The following is a 17,737-nucleotide window of genomic DNA, read 5'->3' as shown; positions in this document are numbered from 1 at the left end:
GCGCGCGTCAGAATCGCGCGGCCCGGTACGGCGTGAGGTCCAGCGGCGGTGTGCGCCGGGCGACGAGGTCGGCGACGATCTGCCCGGTGATGCCGGCGAGCGTGACGCCGAGATGCTGATGACCGAATGCGTGGATCACGCGCGCGCTGTGCCGCGCGTGGCCGATGACGGGTACGCCGTCGGGTAGCGTCGGCCGGAAGCCGAGCCAGCTGCGCGTCGGCGCGCCGAGCGACGGCACGGCTTCGCGTGCGGAGCGCGTGAGCAGCGCGACGAGCGACGGGTTCATCGGCGCGTCGAAGCCGCCGAGTTCGACGGTGCCGGCCGCGCGCAACCCTTCGTCGAGCGGCGTCATGTAGAAGCCGCGTTCGGCCCAGCCGACCGGCCGCGTGACGATCGGCTCGTGCGTGGCGAACTGCACGTGATAGCCGCGCTCGGTATCGAGCGGCACCGCGTCGCCGCACGCGGCCGCGAATTCGCGCGAGCGTGCGCCTGCGGCAATGACGACATGATCGAACGCGCGCACCGTGCCGCCCGCCTGCACGTTCACGCTGTCGCCGGCGGGCGCGATCCGCTCGACGCGCACCCGTTCGAGCGTTGCGCCGGAGGCGGCGAGTTGCGCGAACAGCTCGCCGAGAAAGCCGTGCGGGTCGGAGAAATGCCAGCTGCCGACGAACAGCACGCCGCGCGTGAAGATCGGCGCGAGTGCGGGCTCGAGCTGGCGGATCGCGCTCGCGTCGAGCGTCTCGAACGGCACGCCGAGCCGGCGCCGCAGCGCGAGCGACGGTTGCGCGGCATCGAACGATGCCTGCCGCGCATACAGGTACAGGCATTCGCGCGGCCGCACGAACGCGGCGAGCCGCGGCGGCGCGAGCAGCGGCGCATAGCCGTCGGCGGCGCGCGACAGCAGCGCGGCCAGCGCGCTCGCGCTGCGCGCATGGCGCGCGGGCGTCGACGCGAGCAGGAACCGCGCAAGCCACGGTGCGCCGCGCAGCAGGTAAGGCCAGCGGATGCGCAGCGGGCTGTCGGCAGCGAACAGGAAGTGCGGGATGTTGCGGAACACGGACGGGCCGTTCACCGGCACGCAGCCGTACGGCGCGAACGTCGCGGCATTGCCGAACGACGCGCCCTGGCCGATGCCGGCCGGATCGAACAGCGTCACGCGATGCCCGTCGCGCTGCAGCCATGCCGCTGCGCCGAGCCCGATGAAGCCTGCACCCACGATGGCGACATTCGCCATGACGCTTCCCCTCCGGTCCACGTGATTCACACAAAGTTGCGATCAAGAATCACACAGTAATTTTTTGTGTGCAATCAAAAATCGATTGTGTGGTGCCAGTGTTTACCCGATTCCAATGCATTGATTCAGCAGACTTTTCCCTGGGCGTTTGACGGGGCGGGGATGTCATATACAATCGCTGGGCAAGCCAAAACGGCAGACAAACGCTTTTTGTGTGGTCACGGGCGACAAATGGCATCAGACAAACTTTCCGGCGAGCGCGACAGCGGCCTGCTGGTGCAGGCGAAGCGGCCGACTTATGTCGAGGTATCGAGCTCGATCGAGGCGGAAATCCGCAACGGCACGTATCCGCCGGGCAGCCGGCTGCCGCCGCAGCGTCAGCTCGCGACCGAGCTTGGCATCAACGTGTCGACCGTGTCGCGTGCGTACAAGGAACTGCAGCTGCGCGGCCTCGTGATCGGCAGCAAGCGGCGCGGTTCGCTCGTCACCGGTGGCGCAATGCCGAGCATCGAGCCGGCCCGCGCGTCGCTTGCGGCGGGCAACGGCGTGATCGACCTGACCGTGAACCGCCCGGCGACCGGCGAGTTTCTCGCGAGCCTCGCGCAGACGTTCGGCACGCTGCCGAACGACCCGCGGTTCGCCGCGCTGCAGGAATACCAGCCGCCGCAGGGGCCCGACTGGGCGCGCGCGGCCGGCGCGCAGTGGCTCGCCGCGCCCGGCTTCACGCCGCCGCGCGACCAGGTGGTCGTCACGAGCGGCGCGCAGCACGGGCTGTATGCGGTGCTGAACAGCCTGATCGGTACCGACGGCGTGATCATTGCCGATCGCCTCACGTACTACGGCCTCAAGGCGCTCGCGCCGGTGTTCCAGTTCGAGATCGTCAGCGCGCCGGCCGACGACGACGGCCTGCTGCCCGACGAGATCGAGCGGATCTGCCAGCGCATGCCGGTCAAGGCGATCTTCGTCGTGCCGAACCTGCAGAACCCGACCGTGACGACGATGAGCCTCGCGCGCCGGATGGCGCTCGTCGACGTCGCGCGGCGCCATCACGTGACGATCATCGAAGACGACGTATACGGCCCGCTCGTGCGCGACCGGCTGCCGGCGATCGCGGGGCTGTGTCCCGAGCTGACGTTCCATATCGGCGCGACGTCGAAGATCCTCGCGCCGGGGCTGCGCCTCGGCTACCTGAGCTGCCCGTGCGACAGCGTCGCGCTGTGCGCGGAAGCCGTGCGTACGACCGCATGGATGCCCGCGCCGACATCGATGCTGATCGCGACGGTATGGATCGAGGACGGCACCGCCGAGCGGATCATGGCCGCGCAACTCGCGGAAATCCGCGCGCGTGTCGATCTCGCGCGGGAGTTGCTGCCGGCCGGGCAGCTGAAGTCCGATCCGGCGTGCATGTTCGTGTGGCTGCGGCTGCCGCCGCCGTGGCGTGCCGACGACTTCGCCGCGAATGCGAAGGCGCGCGGCGTGATCGTGATGCCGTCGTCGACGTTCGCGGTCGATCGCGCGGAAATCGAGCATGGCGTGCGCATCAACCTCGCGTGCCCGGCCACGCGCGACGAGCTCGTCAACGGGCTGCGGATCCTGTCCGGTACGCTGAAGGACCGGCCGCGCGCGCTGTTCGGTTCGATCTGACGGCGCCCGCTCAGTCGAGCAGATCCGCGACGACGTCGACGATCCGCTGCAGCAGCGCTTCGTCGTAAGGCAGCCACGGCACCGCGCGCAGCGGCGACGGCGGCGGCTCGATTGTGGCATCGACAGGCGCGCCATCGCGCGTCACGCGGCCGGTCGCGCAATGCACCGACCACGCGCCGACCCGCACGTGGCGTTCGTCGATCGTGATCTTCCCTTGTGCGACCGGTTCGGCGAACACGAGCGACAGCACGTGTTTGCGATGCCGCGCCATTACGCCGAGCGGCAGATCCGACAAGCGGTTCAGGCGCTGCCAGCGTTCCGTTTCGAGATCGCGCTGGCGGACCGGGTCCGTCGTGCGCGTGGCGGTGGCCGCACGCGTTGCATCGTCGTCGAGCGCGAACGCGGCCACGCTGACGAGCAGGTCGACCGCGCGCGCGACTTCCGAGAACACGACAGGGTCGATCTCGCCGATCGGCAGCGGCGCCCAGCGACGCTCATGCCGGCGTTCGACGTGCAGCCGGCGCGACGTGCCGTGGCTTTCCGAACCGGGATAGAGCCGCGCATCGACGAGAAAGGTCGCGCGCACGTCGCCGAATTCGCGGACGAGTCCGTCGTCGTACGCGCGGATCGACCAGCCTTCGCGGCGCGCGACGCCGAGCAGCGGCCGGCTCGACAGCACATGACCTTCGAACATCGCGGAATCGCTGGCCGACGCGTCGTCGTCCGCCGGTACGTAGTACTCGCGAAATGCCTGCCTGACCGGTTGCCGCAGCGAACGGCCGACGATCGCGCGCTGCCACGCGAGCCGTTCGTCCGCGTCGGCCAGCAGCGGGTGCCAGAGCCGGATGTCGCTGTCCTCGGCGATCTCGCACGCGTGCCCGGCCGCGTCGCGCAGCACCACCTTGCCTTTCGCGATGTCGGGCATGAACGATTGCGTCGCGCCATCGCTGCCGCGCGCCTGCCAGATCATCCGCGCGGAGAACGCGGCGCCGGCCGGCGCATCGACGAGCCGTTCGCGCCATTCGGCGTGGCCGAGCGTCATCGGCTGCCAGAAGCCGGCTTCCATGCACGTGGCGAGCATCGCAAGCTGCTTCTTGTCGGGCTTTGCATCGAGCGTCATCCGCAGCGCGGTGTGCGGCCGCTCGCCGAGCATGCGTTCGGCCGGTTTCAGGTTGCGTGCAAGCTTCTTCTGCACGCCTGCATGACGCACCGTGGCCAGCGCGTCGCGCAGCGCGCGCACGCTCTCGGGCGTCGGGATCGTTTCGACTGCATGGCCAAGCGCGATCGCGAGCGACTGCGACGGCACCGTCTTCGCGGCCGTCGGCGCGACGCACACGCCCGTCAGCAACGGCCCGATCAGCGGGCGCAGCCACGCTTCGTCGCGATAGGCGGCCACGCGCACGGCGCGCGCAACGACCTGTGCATCATCGATCGTGAACGCGCGGTCGGCTTCGTACGGCACGGTGCCGGCATGAAGGGCCGCGATCTGTCTTGCTGCGTCGGTCAGCGCGTCGTGCGCGAATGCGACATACGCGGCGTCTTCCGCGAGTGTGACGGCCGGATCGCTGGCATCGAGCCACAGCCGCTTCGGCGCAAAGTAGCCGTTGCTCGACGCGGCCAGCGCGAGTAGCGCGGCCGGCCCCAGCTCGGGCAGCACGTCGAGTTCGCGCACGCGAAACGGCGAGTCGGCCAGCGCCTGTGCGTAGGCCTCGCGCCGCGCCGAGAAGTCCCGGCGGCCGGCAAACCAGTCGAGCGCATACGCGCCATATGCGGACTTCGCGCGGATCTCGCCGTCTTCCGGTTCGCCCGCGATGCGCGCGAGTTCGGCCTGCAGCGCGGGCGACGGCAGCGCGTCGAGGCAGGGCAGGTCTTCCAGCGCGCGTTTCCATCCGCCGGGCGGCATGTCGCGGAACAGTTCGAGTGCGGTATCGGCGTCGACGAGCGGCTCCAGGCCGAGCGCGTCGATCTGCCCGCGCAGCCAGCGCGCGAATTCGGCGCGCGGGTCGTCGTACGCGTGGTCGCGCAGCATGATCTCGTACTCGGCGCGACGCAGTGCCGGCCAGGCCGCACCGAGCGTGTGCGCGTCGAGCGTCGACAGGTCGATCGGCGCGCCGGTGAAGCGCGGATGGTCGGCCGTGCCGGTCAGGCGCGCGACGAGCAGCGCGGCGAGGTTGCGATCGGTCATGTGCGGTTTCCTTCCCGGCGGCGTGCGGTGCACGGTCGGCCGTTTCGTTTTGACACCATTTCATCTGTACTTGTCGGGCGTTTCGGATTGCGCCACCGAGGCCGGCTGCTCGTTCGATCGCGTGCGGCATGGGACTGACTCCGGCACTGAACGCCGTGCGGCCGCACAGTATTGCACCCCGATTGAGGCAATCGGGCGAATGCCCGTCCGGCGGGCGTTCCGGGCCGATCCGGCCGCGCCGCGCCGGTTTCCCGGCCAGCCGGCCATTTCATAAGACGTACAGTTATCCCGCCATGCGCGATTCGCGCCGAACTGTACTCTTGTTCGCGTGGTCGATGTGTGTACTCGCCGCCAACTGTTCTGCTCTTAAGATTCCATCATCAAGTGCACAGTGCCGCAGATCCAGTCGTACCGGAACCCTGTTGGCGCATCTTCAAGAGAGCCAGTGCGATGGAAAAGGCAAAACCGGAGGGAAAGATCAGGAATCACGACGGCCCGGTCGGCGGGCGAAACACGTGCGTGTCGGACGCACACGGCAGGGCGGCGCTTCTGCGCCTGCCGGCGGGAGGCGCACGATGAAACTCTATGAAAAACTCGCGGACGACATCGAGCGTCTGATCCGCCAGGGCGTGTACCGGCACGGCGACCGGATTCCGTCGGTGCGGCAGGCGAGCCAGCAGCACCGGATCAGCATCACGACCGTGCTGCATGCGTATCTGCTGCTGGAAAGCCGCGGGCTGCTCGAAAGCCGGCCGCAGTCGGGCTATTTCGTGAACCTGCGGCGCGACGACAGCCACGCGCCGGTGCGCGAGTTGCGGCCGTCGAAGCCGATCGCGATCTCGTCGTCGGTCGATGTGAGCCGGCTCGTGCTGTCGACGCTGCGCTCGATCGGCACCGACGATGCGGTGCCGCTCGGCTCGCCGTACCCGGACCCGAGCCTGTTCCCGTTCGAGAAGCTGAACCGCTATGCGTACGCAGCCGGCCGCGACAAGTCGCTGTGGGGCGTGACGGACGGCTTGCCGCCCGGCCATCCGCGGCTGATCCGGCAGATCGCGCGCCGCTACCTGGAAAACGGGATGTCGGTGGATCCGAACGAGATCATCGTGACGGTCGGCGCGACGGAGGCGATCAACCTGTGCCTGCAGGCGGTGGCGAAGCCGGGGGACACGATCGCGGTGGAATCGCCGACGTTCTACGCGATGCTGCACGCGATCGAACGGATGGGGATGAAGGCGATCGAGGTCGCGACGCATCCGGAGTACGGGATCGACATCGCGGCGCTGGCCGCGATCGCGAAGTCGCAGCCGATCGCCGCGTGCATGGCGATGCCGAACTTCCAGAACCCGCTCGGCTTCCAGATGCCCGACGAGCGCAAGCGCGAACTGGTTGAGTACGCAACGAAAACGGGCATGCCGCTGATCGAGAACGGCGTGTACAACGAACTGTATTTCGGCGATACGCATCCGAGTTCGCTGAAATCCTATGACCGGACCGGGATCGTGCTGCATTGCTCGTCGTTCTCGAAGAGCCTGACGGCCGCATACCGGATCGGCTGGGCGTTGCCGGGCCGCTATCGCGATCAGGTCGAGAAGCTGAAGTTCCTGAACACGCTGGCGACGCCGTCGCTGCCGCAACTCGCGATCGCGGAGTTTCTCGAGCGCGACGGCTATGAGCATCACCTGCGGCGTTTGCGCAAGGCGTATGCGCAGCAGGCGAACCTGATGCGTGCGATGGTGTCGCGGTTCTTCCCGGAAGGCACGCGCATCTCGAGCCCGGCGGGCGGGTACGTGCTGTGGGTCGAGCTGCCCGCGCAGGTCGATGCGATGCGGCTGTACCAGCTCGCGCTGGAGCAGGGCATCACGATCGGTCCCGGCTACATGTTCTCGATCACCGACAACTACCGGAACTTCATCCGGTTGAACTACAGCAGCCCGTGGTCGCCGGAGATCGAACAGGCGGTGATCACGGTCGGGAAGCTGGCCGCGGCGTGCATGCGGTGAGCGGGCGCGTGCGGTGTCATGCGCTTGGACGACGAAGCCGGCCGGGTGCCGGCTTTGTCTTTTTGAGTGATCGCTGGCTGCGCATCAACCGCCATCAGTCGCGCGGCGGCTCGTCCGAGCGGTACAGCACGAACCCGTCGGGGCGGACCAGCACGTGGCCGTCGTCGGGAAGCGCGGTCGACGCGTGCCAGCCGGTCGCGGCGTCGACGAAGTCGAAATCCCTGCCGGCCACCAGGACGGCCGGGTTCGCACGGCTCAGGCTCGCGCGGCCCGACGAGGCGACCGGCGCGGCCGGGCCGGCGAGCAGCACGTAGCCGCTGCCGAACAGGTCGAGTGTCGACATCTGCCGGCCATCGCGCCGGATCCACGCATGCGGGAAGCGCGTGCCGGTTTGCGCCTGCAGTTGCACGACGGAATCGGGCGGTGCGTCGCCGGCTTCCCGGTAGCGATGACGCAGCAGCACGTCGCCGGTGTCGAGCAATCCGGCGAAGACGTGCCGGTTCGCGTCGGTCTCGATGCCGAAGCGCGCGTCGAAGTCGCTGCGCAGCAGCGCTTGATGCCCGTTGCGCACGGCCAGCGGCCGCCGCTCGGAATCGTAGCTGTCGAGCAGCGCCGCATCCGCGTCGCCGCGCAGCGTCGCGGCGAGCTTCCACGCGAGATTGTGCGCGTCCGCGATGCCGGTCGTCGCGTTGAATCCTCCCCACGGCGGCATCACGTGCGCAGCGTCGCCGCACAGAAACGCGCGGCCCGACCGGTAGCGCGTCGCGACGCGCACGCCGGTGTTCCACGTGCCGTGGCTCCGGATGTCGATGCCGAGGTCGTCCAGACCGATCGCGGCGCGCACGAGGCCGGGCAGTGCGTGGTCGGGCGGCGGCCCTTGCACGGGGTCGTACTCGAGATGGAATGACCACTTGTCGGCGTTGTCCATGGCAAGGAACAGGCCGCGCACGGTCGCGTTCGCGACCTCGCACTGGCTGAACGTGCGGCCCTGCACGGTCCGGCCAAGATCCGCATGGAAGAAGATGTTGACGAAATGCTGCGGCGCCGGCGTATCGGCCGTATCGATGCCGAGATGCCGGCGCACGAAGCTGCCACCGCCGTCGGCGCCGACGAGCCAGGCGGCCTCGATCCCGGCTTCCACGCCGTCCGGGCCGCGCACGGTGGCAAGGACGGTGTCGCCGGTCATGCTGAACGACACGAGCGTGTGGCCGAAGCGGACATCGCCGCCGCGCGCTTCGACATGCCGGCGCAGTACGGGCTCGATCAGCGTCTGCGGGCACGCGGTGAAGCGCGACGGCGACGGCGCGATCGCGGCCAGCTTCGATTGCATGGCCGCGATGTCGATGACCGGTTGCGCATCGACCAGCGTGCGCCCGCGACGCGCCCCGCCGAACGCACCCTGACGCCACGCACCGGCCGCTGCGTCCGTGACGGCGTCTTCCACGCCGGCCTGACGGAACAGTTCCATCGTCCGCAGATGAATGCCGCGTGCGCGGGGCAGCGGTGACACGCCCGTGTTTTTCTCGACCAGGATGAACGGAACATCGAGGCGCTGCAGGAACAGGGCTGCGGACAGTCCGACCAGCCCGCCGCCGGCGATCAGCACCGGCGTCGTAGTGACAGAGGTAGGCATCGGGCACACCTTCGCGTAAAATTTATCGGTGATAAGTTTATCTATCATCGATAGAGAAAATCAAGCATGGCGAAGATACGACGTGACGAAATCGTGGATGCGGCGCTCGCGCTGCTCGACGAACAGGGGCTTGATGCGCTGACGACCCGGCGCCTTGCGCAGCGGCTCGGGGTCGAGTCGGCGGCGCTTTACTGGCATTACCGCGACAAGTCGGTGCTGCTGGCGGAAATGGCTGCCGTCGCGCTGGCGCGGCATCACACGCTCGACGTGCCGGCCGGCATCGCGCAGTGGGACGCGTGGTTCGCGGACAACGCGCGCAGCTTTCGACGCGCATTGCTCGCGTATCGGGACGGTGCGCGGCTGCATGCGGGCTCGACGCCGGGCCCCGATGCCGTCGAGCGGATCAGGCCGAAAATCGCGTACCTGGTACGCGCCGGCCTGACGGAGCAGGAGGCCGGGATGGCGATGCTGGCTGCAGGCCAGTTTACGATCGGCTGCGTGCTGGAGCAGCAGGCCGCGCAGGGGGGCGGGGCGGAGGAGCCGGCGCGGCGCGAGGCGGCCGACGACCGGCCGCGGACGAACGGGGTGACGCTGGCGCCGATCGACCCCGGTGTGGCGTTCGAATTCGGGCTCGGCCTGATCGTGGACGGCTTGCGCCGGCGGGTGGGCCGCGCGTAGCCGCGCGTTCCCTTGCGTCGGGGTGCGTTACCCGCCCGTTACCGGCGGAAAGAACGCGACCTCGCTGTCCTCCCGCACGACGAACTCCCCGGTCACCATCTCGAGGTTCACGGCCGCCCGCACGGGGCGGTCCATCCGCAGCGCTTCCGCGCTGCGTGCGTCGCGCGCGGCCAGCGTGCTGCGCAGCGCATCGACGGTGAGTTCGCGCGCATCGACCTCGACGGTTTCTTCGTCGGTGTCGAGTTGCTCGCGGATGCTTGCAAAGTATTTGATGGTCAGTTTCATCGCGATGTCTTGAACGGAAGCGGCGGAATCGGAAAGCGCGAAGCGGACGCGGTCAGCCCCAGCGCCGCATTGCCTGGTCGTCGTGCGCTTTCGCCTCGACCCAGCCGGATTCGCCGTCGTGCCGGATTTCCTTCTTCCAGAACGGCGCATGGGTCTTCAGGAAATCCATCAGGAACTCGCAGGCATCGAATGCAGAGGCGCGATGCGCAGCGGCCACCACGACCAGCACGACGGCCTGACCGAGCGGGATGCGGCCCACGCGGTGCACGATCTTGGCCGATTCGAGCCGCCAGCGCGCGCTGGCTTCCTCGACGATGCTCCAGAGCGCCTGCTCGGTCATCGTCGGGTAGTGCTCGACTTCCAGCGCGACGACGTCGTCGACGTCGCCTTCCTTGCGCACGACGCCGAGGAAATTCACGACCGCACCGACATTCGGATTGCGAACGATCGGCGCGAGCTCGGCACCGGCATCGATCGGCGCGTACTGGACGCGCACTTCGAAGCCGGCCGCAATCGAGGGCGCCGGTTCGGTGTGCGGGTCGGTCGCGTCGACGGAAGGCGGGCTGCCGGCACGCAGCGGATCGTCCGGCAGCCCGGCGCGGGATTCGGTGAAGGTCGTCATGACAGGTTCTCCATGGGGGCGGCGCATCCGGTGTCGCGCGGCGGCCCGTCAGCCGCCGACGAGCGACATGCGCACGGTCGGATAGGTCTTGCCCGGCGCGCGGGCCGGCCGTGCGGCGCGGCGCTCGGAATAGCGGTCGTCGCGTTGCGTCCAGCGCGCGCGGACGGCCGCTGCGAGGTCGCCGGTCGAAGCGGCGTCGTCGAGCCACGGCCGCAGGTCGGTGCCTTGCGTCGCGAACAGGCACGTATAGAGCTGCCCGTCGGCCGACACGCGCGCCCGCGAGCAGGTGCCGCAGAACGGATGCGACACGCTCGCGATGAAGCCGACTTCGCCGGCGCCGTCGATGTGCGCGCAACGGATCGCGGTGGCGTCGTGCCCCGGTTCGCCGACGAGTACGAGCGGGTAGTGCTCGTCGATCAGCTCACGCATTCGCGCGGCCGGCACGACCTTGTCGCCGGACCAGAAGCTCGCGCCGCCGACATCCATGTATTCGATGAAGCGCACGGCCACGCCGGACTGCCGGAAGTGACGCACGAGCGGCAGGATCTGGTCGTCGTTCACGCCGCGCTCGATCACTGCGTTGACCTTGACGGGTGCGAGCCCGGCCGCGTGCGCGGCCTCGATGCCGGCCAGCACGCGCGACACGGGCACGTCGGCGTCGCTCATCCGGCGGAATACCGCATCGTCGAGCGCATCGAGGCTCACGGTCACGCGCGACAGCCCTGCATCGCGCAACGTGCGTGCCTTCGCGGCGAGCAGCGAACCGTTGGTCGTCAGCGCGATTTCGACGGGTTTGCCGTCGACGGTCGTCAGCGCGGCCAGCCGCTCGATCAGCGCTTCGAGGTGGCGGCGCAGCAGCGGCTCGCCGCCCGTGATGCGGATCTTTTCGACGCCGAGCGACGTAAAGGCGCGTGCGATCTTTTCCAGTTGCGCGAACGACAATCGTTCGGACGACGGCATGAACGCGTAGTCGGCGCCGAAGCTTTCGCGCGGCATGCAGTAGCCGCAGCGGAAATTGCACTGATCGATGACGGACAGACGCAGGTCGCGCAGCGGGCGGCCGAGCGTGTCGGACGTGCGGGGGAAGGCGCCGGGCGATGCGCCGCCGGATGAAACGGCGGCGGCCGGCGCGGCGGAAACGATGGCATTCACGATCGGGTCGTCGGCCTGCATGAAGTAAGCGGAGGGGCATCGCCGGCCGGCCGTGCGTGTGCCGACGTGTCGGCGCACAGGTCGTGACGAGCCTCATCGTGAGCATAGTCCGCCGGTTTTTTCCGGCAGAGACACAATCGCGCCCGAATTGCAGGAATACAGTTCGCCGGGCGGAAGGCGCGACACGTGCGGCGATTGCGCAGCATCGGGCGGGCGTCAGGCGTCGTGCTCATGCGAGCCAGTGCGCGAATTCGTAATACGGAACTGCGTCGCCGCGCGCGATCGCGCGCCCGGCGGGCAGCCGCGCAAGCCCGCTGGCCTGCACCAGCGACTGCAGCGTGCCGGCGCCTTGCTGGCGCAGCGTGTCGAGCACGGGCGCACCACCGGCGCCGACCGTGCAACGCACGCGCACGAAGCGTTCGCGTTGCGCATCGGGTTCGAAGCCGGTGTCGATCGGCAGCGACGGCACGGCCGGCCGGCATGCGTCGCGCCCCTGCAGGCGGCGGATCAGCGGCGCGACGAACAGCGCGAACGCCGTCATCGCGGCCCCCGGATTGCCGGGCAGCAGCACCACGGGGCGCGTGTCGAGCCGCGCGAGCGCGACCGGCTTGCCGGGTTTCATCCGCACGCCGGTGACGATGAACGACGCGCCGAGCGCGGTCAGCGCGGGGCGCAGCAGATCCTTGTCGCCGACCGAAGCGCCGCCGACGCAGATCACCAGGTCGCAGTGCGCATGCAGGTCGCGCAGCGCACGATCGACGGCCGGCGCCGTATCGGCCGCGTGCAGGCGCATCGCGACGCCGGCGCCGGTTCCTTCAACCAGTGCGGCGAGCATTGGCGCATTGCTGTTGTAGATCTGCTGCGGCGCACGCGGCTGGCCGCACGCGACGAGTTCGTCGCCGGTCGTCAGGATGCCGACCCGCAGCGACGGACTTACGTCGACGCGTGCGAACCCTTGCGCGGCGGCTACGCCGACGTGCATCGCGCCGATCCGCACGCCGGCCGGCACCAGCAGGTCGCCCGCGCGCACTTCCTCGCCGCGCCGGCGGATATGCGACCCGCAGCGCTGCGGTGCGTCGAACGCGACCCAACCGTCCCGTTCGCGTGCATGCTCCTGCATCACGACGGTGTCCGCGCCGGGCGGAATCAGGCTGCCGGTAAAGATGCGCGCGGCCGTGCGCGGGGCCAGCGGCGCCGGCGTATCGCCTGCATAGCAGCGTTGCGCGACGTGCAGCGGCTCGCCCTGCGCGAGATCCGCGTAACGCACCGCATAGCCGTCCATCGCGCTCTGGTCGGCCGGCGGCTGGTCGAGCACGGCGGTCAGCGGTGCGGCCAGCACGTGGCCGGCCGCTTCGGCGACCAGCAGGGTGGCGCGGGCTCCAAGCGGGGCGAACGCGCCGGCGAATTGCTGCTGCGCGGTATCGAAATCGAACAGGTGTTTCATGACGAGAGGGCCGCTTGCTCGGGCGCAAGCGCCGGTTGGTCGGGGTGAACGGCGACGGGCGACACGTATTCGACGAAGCCGTCGTTGCGGCAGAAGCCGAGCAGCCGCACGCCGGCTTCGCGGGCGACGTCGATCGCGAGCGACGTCGGCGCCGAGATCGTCGCGATCATCGGGATGCCGACCCGCGCGGCCTTGCGCACCAGCTCGTAGCTCGCGCGGCTCGACAGGAACGCGAAGCCCGCGCCAGGGTCGGCGCGCCGCCGCGCGAGATGCCCGATCAGCTTGTCGAGCGCGTTGTGGCGGCCGACGTCCTCGAACACGTCGAGCACCGCGCCGTCGCGGTCGCACCACGCGGCCGCGTGGATGCCGCCCGTCTCGCGCATCAGCGTCTGGCGGGCCGGCAGTGCGCGCGCGGCGCGGGCGATCGCGTCGGCGCCGATGCCGGCAGCCGCGCCGGCGGCCGCGATGTGCGGCGGGTGCAGGTCGAGCTGCGCGATGCTTTCGATCCCGCAGACGCCGCAGCCCGTGCGGCCGGCCAGCGCGCGGCGGTGCGCCTTCAGCGCCATGAATGCCTGCTGCGACACGGTGAGCCGCACTTCGGCGCTGCCGGGCCGGCATTCGCTTTCGATGTCGAACACGTCGGACGCGCGCTCGACGATGCCTTCGCTCAGCGCGAAGCCGAGACCGAACGCATCGAGGTCGATCGGCGTGGCCATCATGACCGTGTGCGAGATGCCGTTGAATACGAGTGCGACCGGCGTTTCTTCGACGACGCGATCGATGGTGTCGCGCACGTCGCCGGCACGATGACGCGTCACATGACATGCGGTGCTGCCGGTCGGATCGTCGAGTCGGGTGCAGGACTCCATGCGTTTTTCTCCAGGCGGGGCGGCCGGCGGACCGGCCGGGCTCGGCGCATTGGCCGAACCACGGGAATCGAAGCTGCCGGACGGGTGCCGCAGGGCGCACTACCGCCCCGGGCAGGCGTTGCATAACATGTTAAGTGGAGTGAACAGCGCGCCGGAGGCACAGCACCGCAACGCGGAAAGCAGTACAGCTGACCATCCCGCGGGCACGAAATGTGTTTTCCGTACACACATCTTCGGCGGCGGAAGCAGCACAGTTTCGGCGCACGTTCGAGTGATTGCGAGTATCGTTGCAAACGCGATATCGTCATTCACGCTTCGATGCCATGCGAGTGACCGTTTGTGTTCGCATGTGTTGTCGCCAAGCCGTCGCGCGATTTCCTGCTTCGGGCGTACGTCCTCACAATCACGAGCAAATTACGGTCATGGAAATCTTCGATGCGTTCCATCTCGCCCGATTGCAATTCGCATTCACGGTGTCGTTCCACATCGTGTTTCCCGCGATCAGCATCGGCATGGCGAGCTTCCTGGCGGTGCTGGAGTGGCGGTATCTCGTCACCGGCGACGCCGCCTACAAATCCATGTTTCAGTTCTGGTCGAAGATCTTCGCGATCGGCTTCGGGATGGGGGTGGTCTCCGGCGTCGTGATGGCGTACGAGTTCGGCACCAACTGGGCCGGCTTCTCGCGCGTCGCGGGCAACATCACGGGGCCGCTGCTTACGTATGAAGTACTGACGGCGTTCTTCCTCGAGGCCGGCTTCCTCGGCGTGATGCTGTTCGGCTGGCAACGCGTCAGCCCGCGCGCGCATTTCTTCGCAACGCTGATGGTCGCGGTCGGCACGCTGATCTCGACGTTCTGGATTCTCGCGTCGAACAGCTTCATGCAGACCCCGCAGGGCTACAAGATCGAGAACGGCCTCGTCGTGCCGGTCGACTGGTTCAAGATCGTCTTCAACCCGTCGTTCCCGTACCGTCTCGTGCACATGACGATCGCGGCGTTCATCGTCGCGGGCTTCATCGTCGCCGCATGCGGCGCATGGCACCTGCTGAAGGGGCGCCGCGACGAGCCGGTGAAACGCAGCTTCTCGATGGCGCTCTGGATGCTGCTGGTGCTCGCGCCGATCCAGATCGTCGTCGGCGATGCGCACGGCCTGAACACGCGCGAATACCAGCCGGCGAAGATCGCGGCGATCGAGGGGCTGTGGGAAACCGAGAAGGGCGGCACCGCACTGAACCTCTTCGGGCTGCCCGACATGCAGGCCGAAACCACGCGCTATGCGATCCAGGTGCCGCACCTCGGCAGCCTGATCCTGACGCACAGCTGGGACGGCGAGATCCGCGGGCTGAAGGAATTCCCGCCGCAGGACCGCCCGTATTCGCCGATCATCTTCTGGACGTTCCGGATCATGGCCGGCCTCGGGATGCTGATGCTGCTCACCGCGCTGCTCGGGCTGCTGCTGAGAAAGGGCGGACGCCTCTATGAAACGCGCTGGTTCCAGTGGTTCGTGGTGGCGATGGGGCCGTCGGGCATCGTCGCGCTGCTGGCCGGCTGGATCACGACCGAGGTCGGGCGTCAGCCGTGGACCGTCTATGGCGTGCTGCGCACCATCGATTCGGTCGCGCCGCTCAGCGCGCAGCAGGTCGGCGTGTCGCTGCTGATCTTCGTGGTCGTCTATTTCCTGGTATTCGGGACGGGTATCTACTACATGATGAAACTGATGAGGCGCGGGCCGGCTGCCCAGGCCGGGTACATCGAGCTGCACCGGCATCCGGGGCTGCGCAAGAGCGCGCTGTCCACGCCGCTGAACGTCACCGAAGCGGAGTAAGCCATGCACATCGATCTTCCTGTCGTATGGGCCGCGATCATCGGCCTCGGCGTATTCATCTACGTGATGCTGGACGGCTTCGATCTCGGCATCGGCCTGCTGTTTCCGTTCTTCGATGCGAAGGCCGAGCGCCAGGTGATGCTCGACACCGTCGCGCCGGTATGGGACGGCAACGAAACGTTCCTCGTGCTCGGCGGCGCGGGCCTCTACGGCGCGTTCCCGGTCGTGTATTCGACGCTGCTGCCCGCGAACTACCTGCCGCTGGTGCTGATGCTGGTCGGCCTGATCTTCCGCGGTGCAGCGTTCGAATTGCGCGCGAAGGCCACCCGCACGCAGCACATGTGGGATCTCGCGTTCATCGGCGGCTCGGCGCTCGCCGCGTTCTGCCAGGGGATCGTGCTCGGTTCGCTGCTGCAGGGCATCAAGATCGAGAACAACCAGTTCGCGGGCGGGCCGTTCGACTGGCTGTCGCCATTCAGCCTGCTCTGCGGGATCGGCGTGCTCGTCACGTATGCGACGCTCGGCTGCGGCTGGCTGATCCTGAAGGTCGACGGCGAACTGCAGCGCAAGATGCGGCTGCTGATGAAGCCGCTCGCGGGCGTGCTGCTTGCCGTGATGGGCGTGGTGAGCCTGTGGACCGTGATCGGGCTGCCGGCCGTCGCGCACCGCTGGTTCGGCAGCGGCAACCTCGGCTGGTTCCTGCCGGTGCCGATCCTCGTCGTCGCCTGCGTGTGGGGCATCTTCCACACGGTGAAGCGCGCACATGAAGCCACGCCGTTCCTGCTGACGCTCGCCCTCGTGTTCCTCGGCTACACGGGGCTCGTGATCAGCATCTGGCCGAACATCGTGCCGCCGTCGCTGACGATCTGGGATGCGTCGTCGAGCCATTCGAGCCAGCTGTTCGCGCTCGTCGGCACCGTGATCGTGCTGCCGATCATCCTCGTGTACAACGCGATGCAGTACCGCGTGTTCCGCGGCAAGGTGCGGGAGGGCGACATCGGCTATCACTGAGCGGCAAGCGATGTGACGGGGCGCGGCATGCGCGGGCGTATCATCACGCGCAGCGCGCCTCCGGCACGGCACCCGACCGACAGCGGCCCGCCACGCGCGGGCCGTTGCGCATCGGGCGCAGGCGTGCCGCGCAGCGCATTCATTTGGCAGTCGAGAAAACATCATGATCGTCAGACCACGACAAAACTGGCTCAGGATGCTGTTCGTATGGAACGGCTCCGTGCTGCAATCGATCATTCCGCAGCTCGTGTTCATGGCGATCGTCAGCACGCTGGCGGTCTTCACGAACGGGCGCATCTTCGGCGAGAAGATTCCGCTCAACACCGCGCCGTTCACGCTGTTCGGGCTCGCGCTCGCGATCTTCCTCGCGTTTCGCAACAACGCGAGCTTCGAGCGCTTCAAGGAAGCGCGGCATTTGTGGGGCAACCTGCTGATCGCCGCGCGCACCGTGACGTCGCAACTGAATCGCTACCTGCCCGACGGCGTCAGCGATGCGGAGCGCAACCGGCTCGCCGATCTGCTGATCGCATTCACGTATGCGCTGAAGCATCAGCTGCGCCATACCGATCCGACCGAAGACCTGCGGCGCATTCTCGGCGCGGCGCGCACGGTCGAGCTTGGCGGCAAATGCTTCAAGCCCGTTGCGATCCTCGACGAGCTGCGCGGCGGCATCGTCCGTGCGCTGGGCCGCGCGCCCGGCAGCGACACGACCTGCTGGATGTTCGAGACCCAGCTCGACGAGCTCGGCAAGTCGGTGGGTGGTTGCGAGCGCATCCTGTCGACGCCGATCCCGTTCTCGTACAGCGTACTGCTGCACCGCACCGTGTACGCGTATTGCGTGCTGCTGCCGTTCGGGCTCGTCGATTCGACGGAGTTCTTCACGCCGCTGATCTGCGTGTTCATCTCGTACACGCTGATCGCGCTCGAAGCGATTGCGAACGAAGTGGCCGAGCCGTTCGGTCTTGCGCCGAATGCCCTCGCGCTCGATGCGATGACGCGCACGATCGAGCGGTCGGTGCTCGAACTCGGCGACCGGCCGATGCCGGAGGAATTCGTGCCGGCGTCGACGTACCAGATCACGTAAGCAATCGACGCGAAGCCGGGCGGTCATGCGCGGCGGCGGGCGCTAGAATGGCGCTTGCCCGTTTCCCGGA

14 protein-coding genes are annotated in these 17,737 nt (G+C 68.3%); 6 read left to right on the top strand and 8 right to left on the bottom strand.

Going from position 1 to position 17,737, the window contains the following annotated elements:
• Positions 1–7: 7 nt before the first annotated feature.
• Positions 8–1,237, bottom strand: coding sequence for an NAD(P)/FAD-dependent oxidoreductase (locus OHZ10_RS35160; protein WP_059242076.1), 1,230 nt, complete (start codon positions 1,235–1,237; stop codon positions 8–10).
• A gap of 231 nt (positions 1,238–1,468) precedes the next feature.
• On the opposite strand from OHZ10_RS35160, the gene OHZ10_RS35155 reads away from it, so the two are divergent.
• Positions 1,469–2,881 (top strand): PLP-dependent aminotransferase family protein, encoded by a 1,413-nt coding sequence (locus tag OHZ10_RS35155; RefSeq protein ID WP_342706455.1) that lies wholly within the window; start codon positions 1,469–1,471, stop codon positions 2,879–2,881.
• Positions 2,882–2,891: 10 nt separating this feature from the next.
• Here OHZ10_RS35155 and OHZ10_RS35150 read toward each other — a convergent pair whose 3' ends face one another.
• Positions 2,892–5,066 (bottom strand): DUF4132 domain-containing protein, encoded by a 2,175-nt coding sequence (locus OHZ10_RS35150; protein ID WP_342706454.1) that lies wholly within the window; start codon positions 5,064–5,066, stop codon positions 2,892–2,894.
• A gap of 575 nt (positions 5,067–5,641) precedes the next feature.
• Between OHZ10_RS35150 and OHZ10_RS35145 the strand changes: the two genes are divergently transcribed.
• A complete protein-coding gene (locus tag OHZ10_RS35145; protein WP_342706453.1) occupies positions 5,642–7,066 on the top strand; it encodes a PLP-dependent aminotransferase family protein in 1,425 nt (474 codons plus the stop codon).
• A gap of 94 nt (positions 7,067–7,160) precedes the next feature.
• On the opposite strand, the gene OHZ10_RS35140 is transcribed toward OHZ10_RS35145, so the two are convergent.
• Positions 7,161–8,699: an FAD-dependent monooxygenase gene (locus OHZ10_RS35140; protein WP_059242067.1), complete on the bottom strand. Its 1,539-nt coding sequence runs from the start codon at positions 8,697–8,699 to the stop codon at positions 7,161–7,163.
• 93 nt (positions 8,700–8,792) lie between these two features.
• Here OHZ10_RS35140 and OHZ10_RS35135 point away from each other — a divergent pair, with 93 nt between their 5' ends.
• Entirely contained in the window at positions 8,793–9,377 is a 585-nt protein-coding gene (locus OHZ10_RS35135; protein ID WP_342706452.1) for a TetR/AcrR family transcriptional regulator C-terminal domain-containing protein, read from the top strand.
• Between the two features lie 27 nt (positions 9,378–9,404).
• Here OHZ10_RS35135 and moaD read toward each other — a convergent pair whose 3' ends face one another.
• The 5 genes from moaD to fdhD form a co-directional block, all read right to left on the bottom strand.
• Complete coding sequence (moaD, locus tag OHZ10_RS35130; protein WP_059242064.1) at positions 9,405–9,662, bottom strand: molybdopterin converting factor subunit 1; 258 nt, start codon at positions 9,660–9,662, stop codon at positions 9,405–9,407.
• Between the two features lie 52 nt (positions 9,663–9,714).
• Positions 9,715–10,284: a molybdenum cofactor biosynthesis protein MoaE gene (locus tag OHZ10_RS35125; protein ID WP_174994547.1), complete on the bottom strand. Its 570-nt coding sequence runs from the start codon at positions 10,282–10,284 to the stop codon at positions 9,715–9,717.
• 48 nt (positions 10,285–10,332) lie between these two features.
• Complete coding sequence (gene moaA / locus OHZ10_RS35120; RefSeq protein ID WP_059242060.1) at positions 10,333–11,457, bottom strand: GTP 3',8-cyclase MoaA; 1,125 nt, start codon at positions 11,455–11,457, stop codon at positions 10,333–10,335.
• 208 nt (positions 11,458–11,665) lie between these two features.
• The gene (gene glp, locus OHZ10_RS35115) at positions 11,666–12,880 is read right to left on the bottom strand and encodes a gephyrin-like molybdotransferase Glp (RefSeq protein ID WP_342706451.1); all 1,215 of its coding nucleotides are present in this window, start codon (positions 12,878–12,880) and stop codon (positions 11,666–11,668) included.
• Complete coding sequence (gene fdhD, locus OHZ10_RS35110; protein ID WP_342706450.1) at positions 12,877–13,749, bottom strand: formate dehydrogenase accessory sulfurtransferase FdhD; 873 nt, start codon at positions 13,747–13,749, stop codon at positions 12,877–12,879. Before fdhD ends, glp begins: the two co-directional genes overlap by 4 nt.
• A 422-nt stretch (positions 13,750–14,171) precedes the next feature.
• Between fdhD and OHZ10_RS35105 the strand changes: the two genes are divergently transcribed.
• From OHZ10_RS35105 to OHZ10_RS35095, 3 genes are all read left to right on the top strand, one after another.
• Positions 14,172–15,572 carry a cytochrome ubiquinol oxidase subunit I gene (locus tag OHZ10_RS35105; RefSeq protein ID WP_059242054.1) on the top strand — a complete coding sequence of 467 codons (1,401 nt, stop codon included), beginning with the start codon at positions 14,172–14,174 and terminating at the stop codon, positions 15,570–15,572.
• Positions 15,573–15,575: 3 nt separating this feature from the next.
• Positions 15,576–16,583, top strand: a complete 1,008-nt coding sequence (gene cydB / locus OHZ10_RS35100) for a cytochrome d ubiquinol oxidase subunit II (protein ID WP_059242052.1) — start codon at positions 15,576–15,578, stop codon at positions 16,581–16,583.
• Between the two features lie 163 nt (positions 16,584–16,746).
• Complete coding sequence (locus OHZ10_RS35095; protein WP_174994550.1) at positions 16,747–17,667, top strand: bestrophin family protein; 921 nt, start codon at positions 16,747–16,749, stop codon at positions 17,665–17,667.
• The last annotated feature ends 70 nt before the right edge of the window (positions 17,668–17,737 follow it).

Source organism: Burkholderia arboris, assembly GCF_038723655.1.
In the GTDB taxonomy this organism is placed as follows: Bacteria; Pseudomonadota; Gammaproteobacteria; order Burkholderiales; family Burkholderiaceae; genus Burkholderia; species Burkholderia arboris.
The sequence above is the reverse complement of the archived record's forward strand: the minus strand, read 5'-3'. Positions and strand labels throughout refer to the sequence as shown.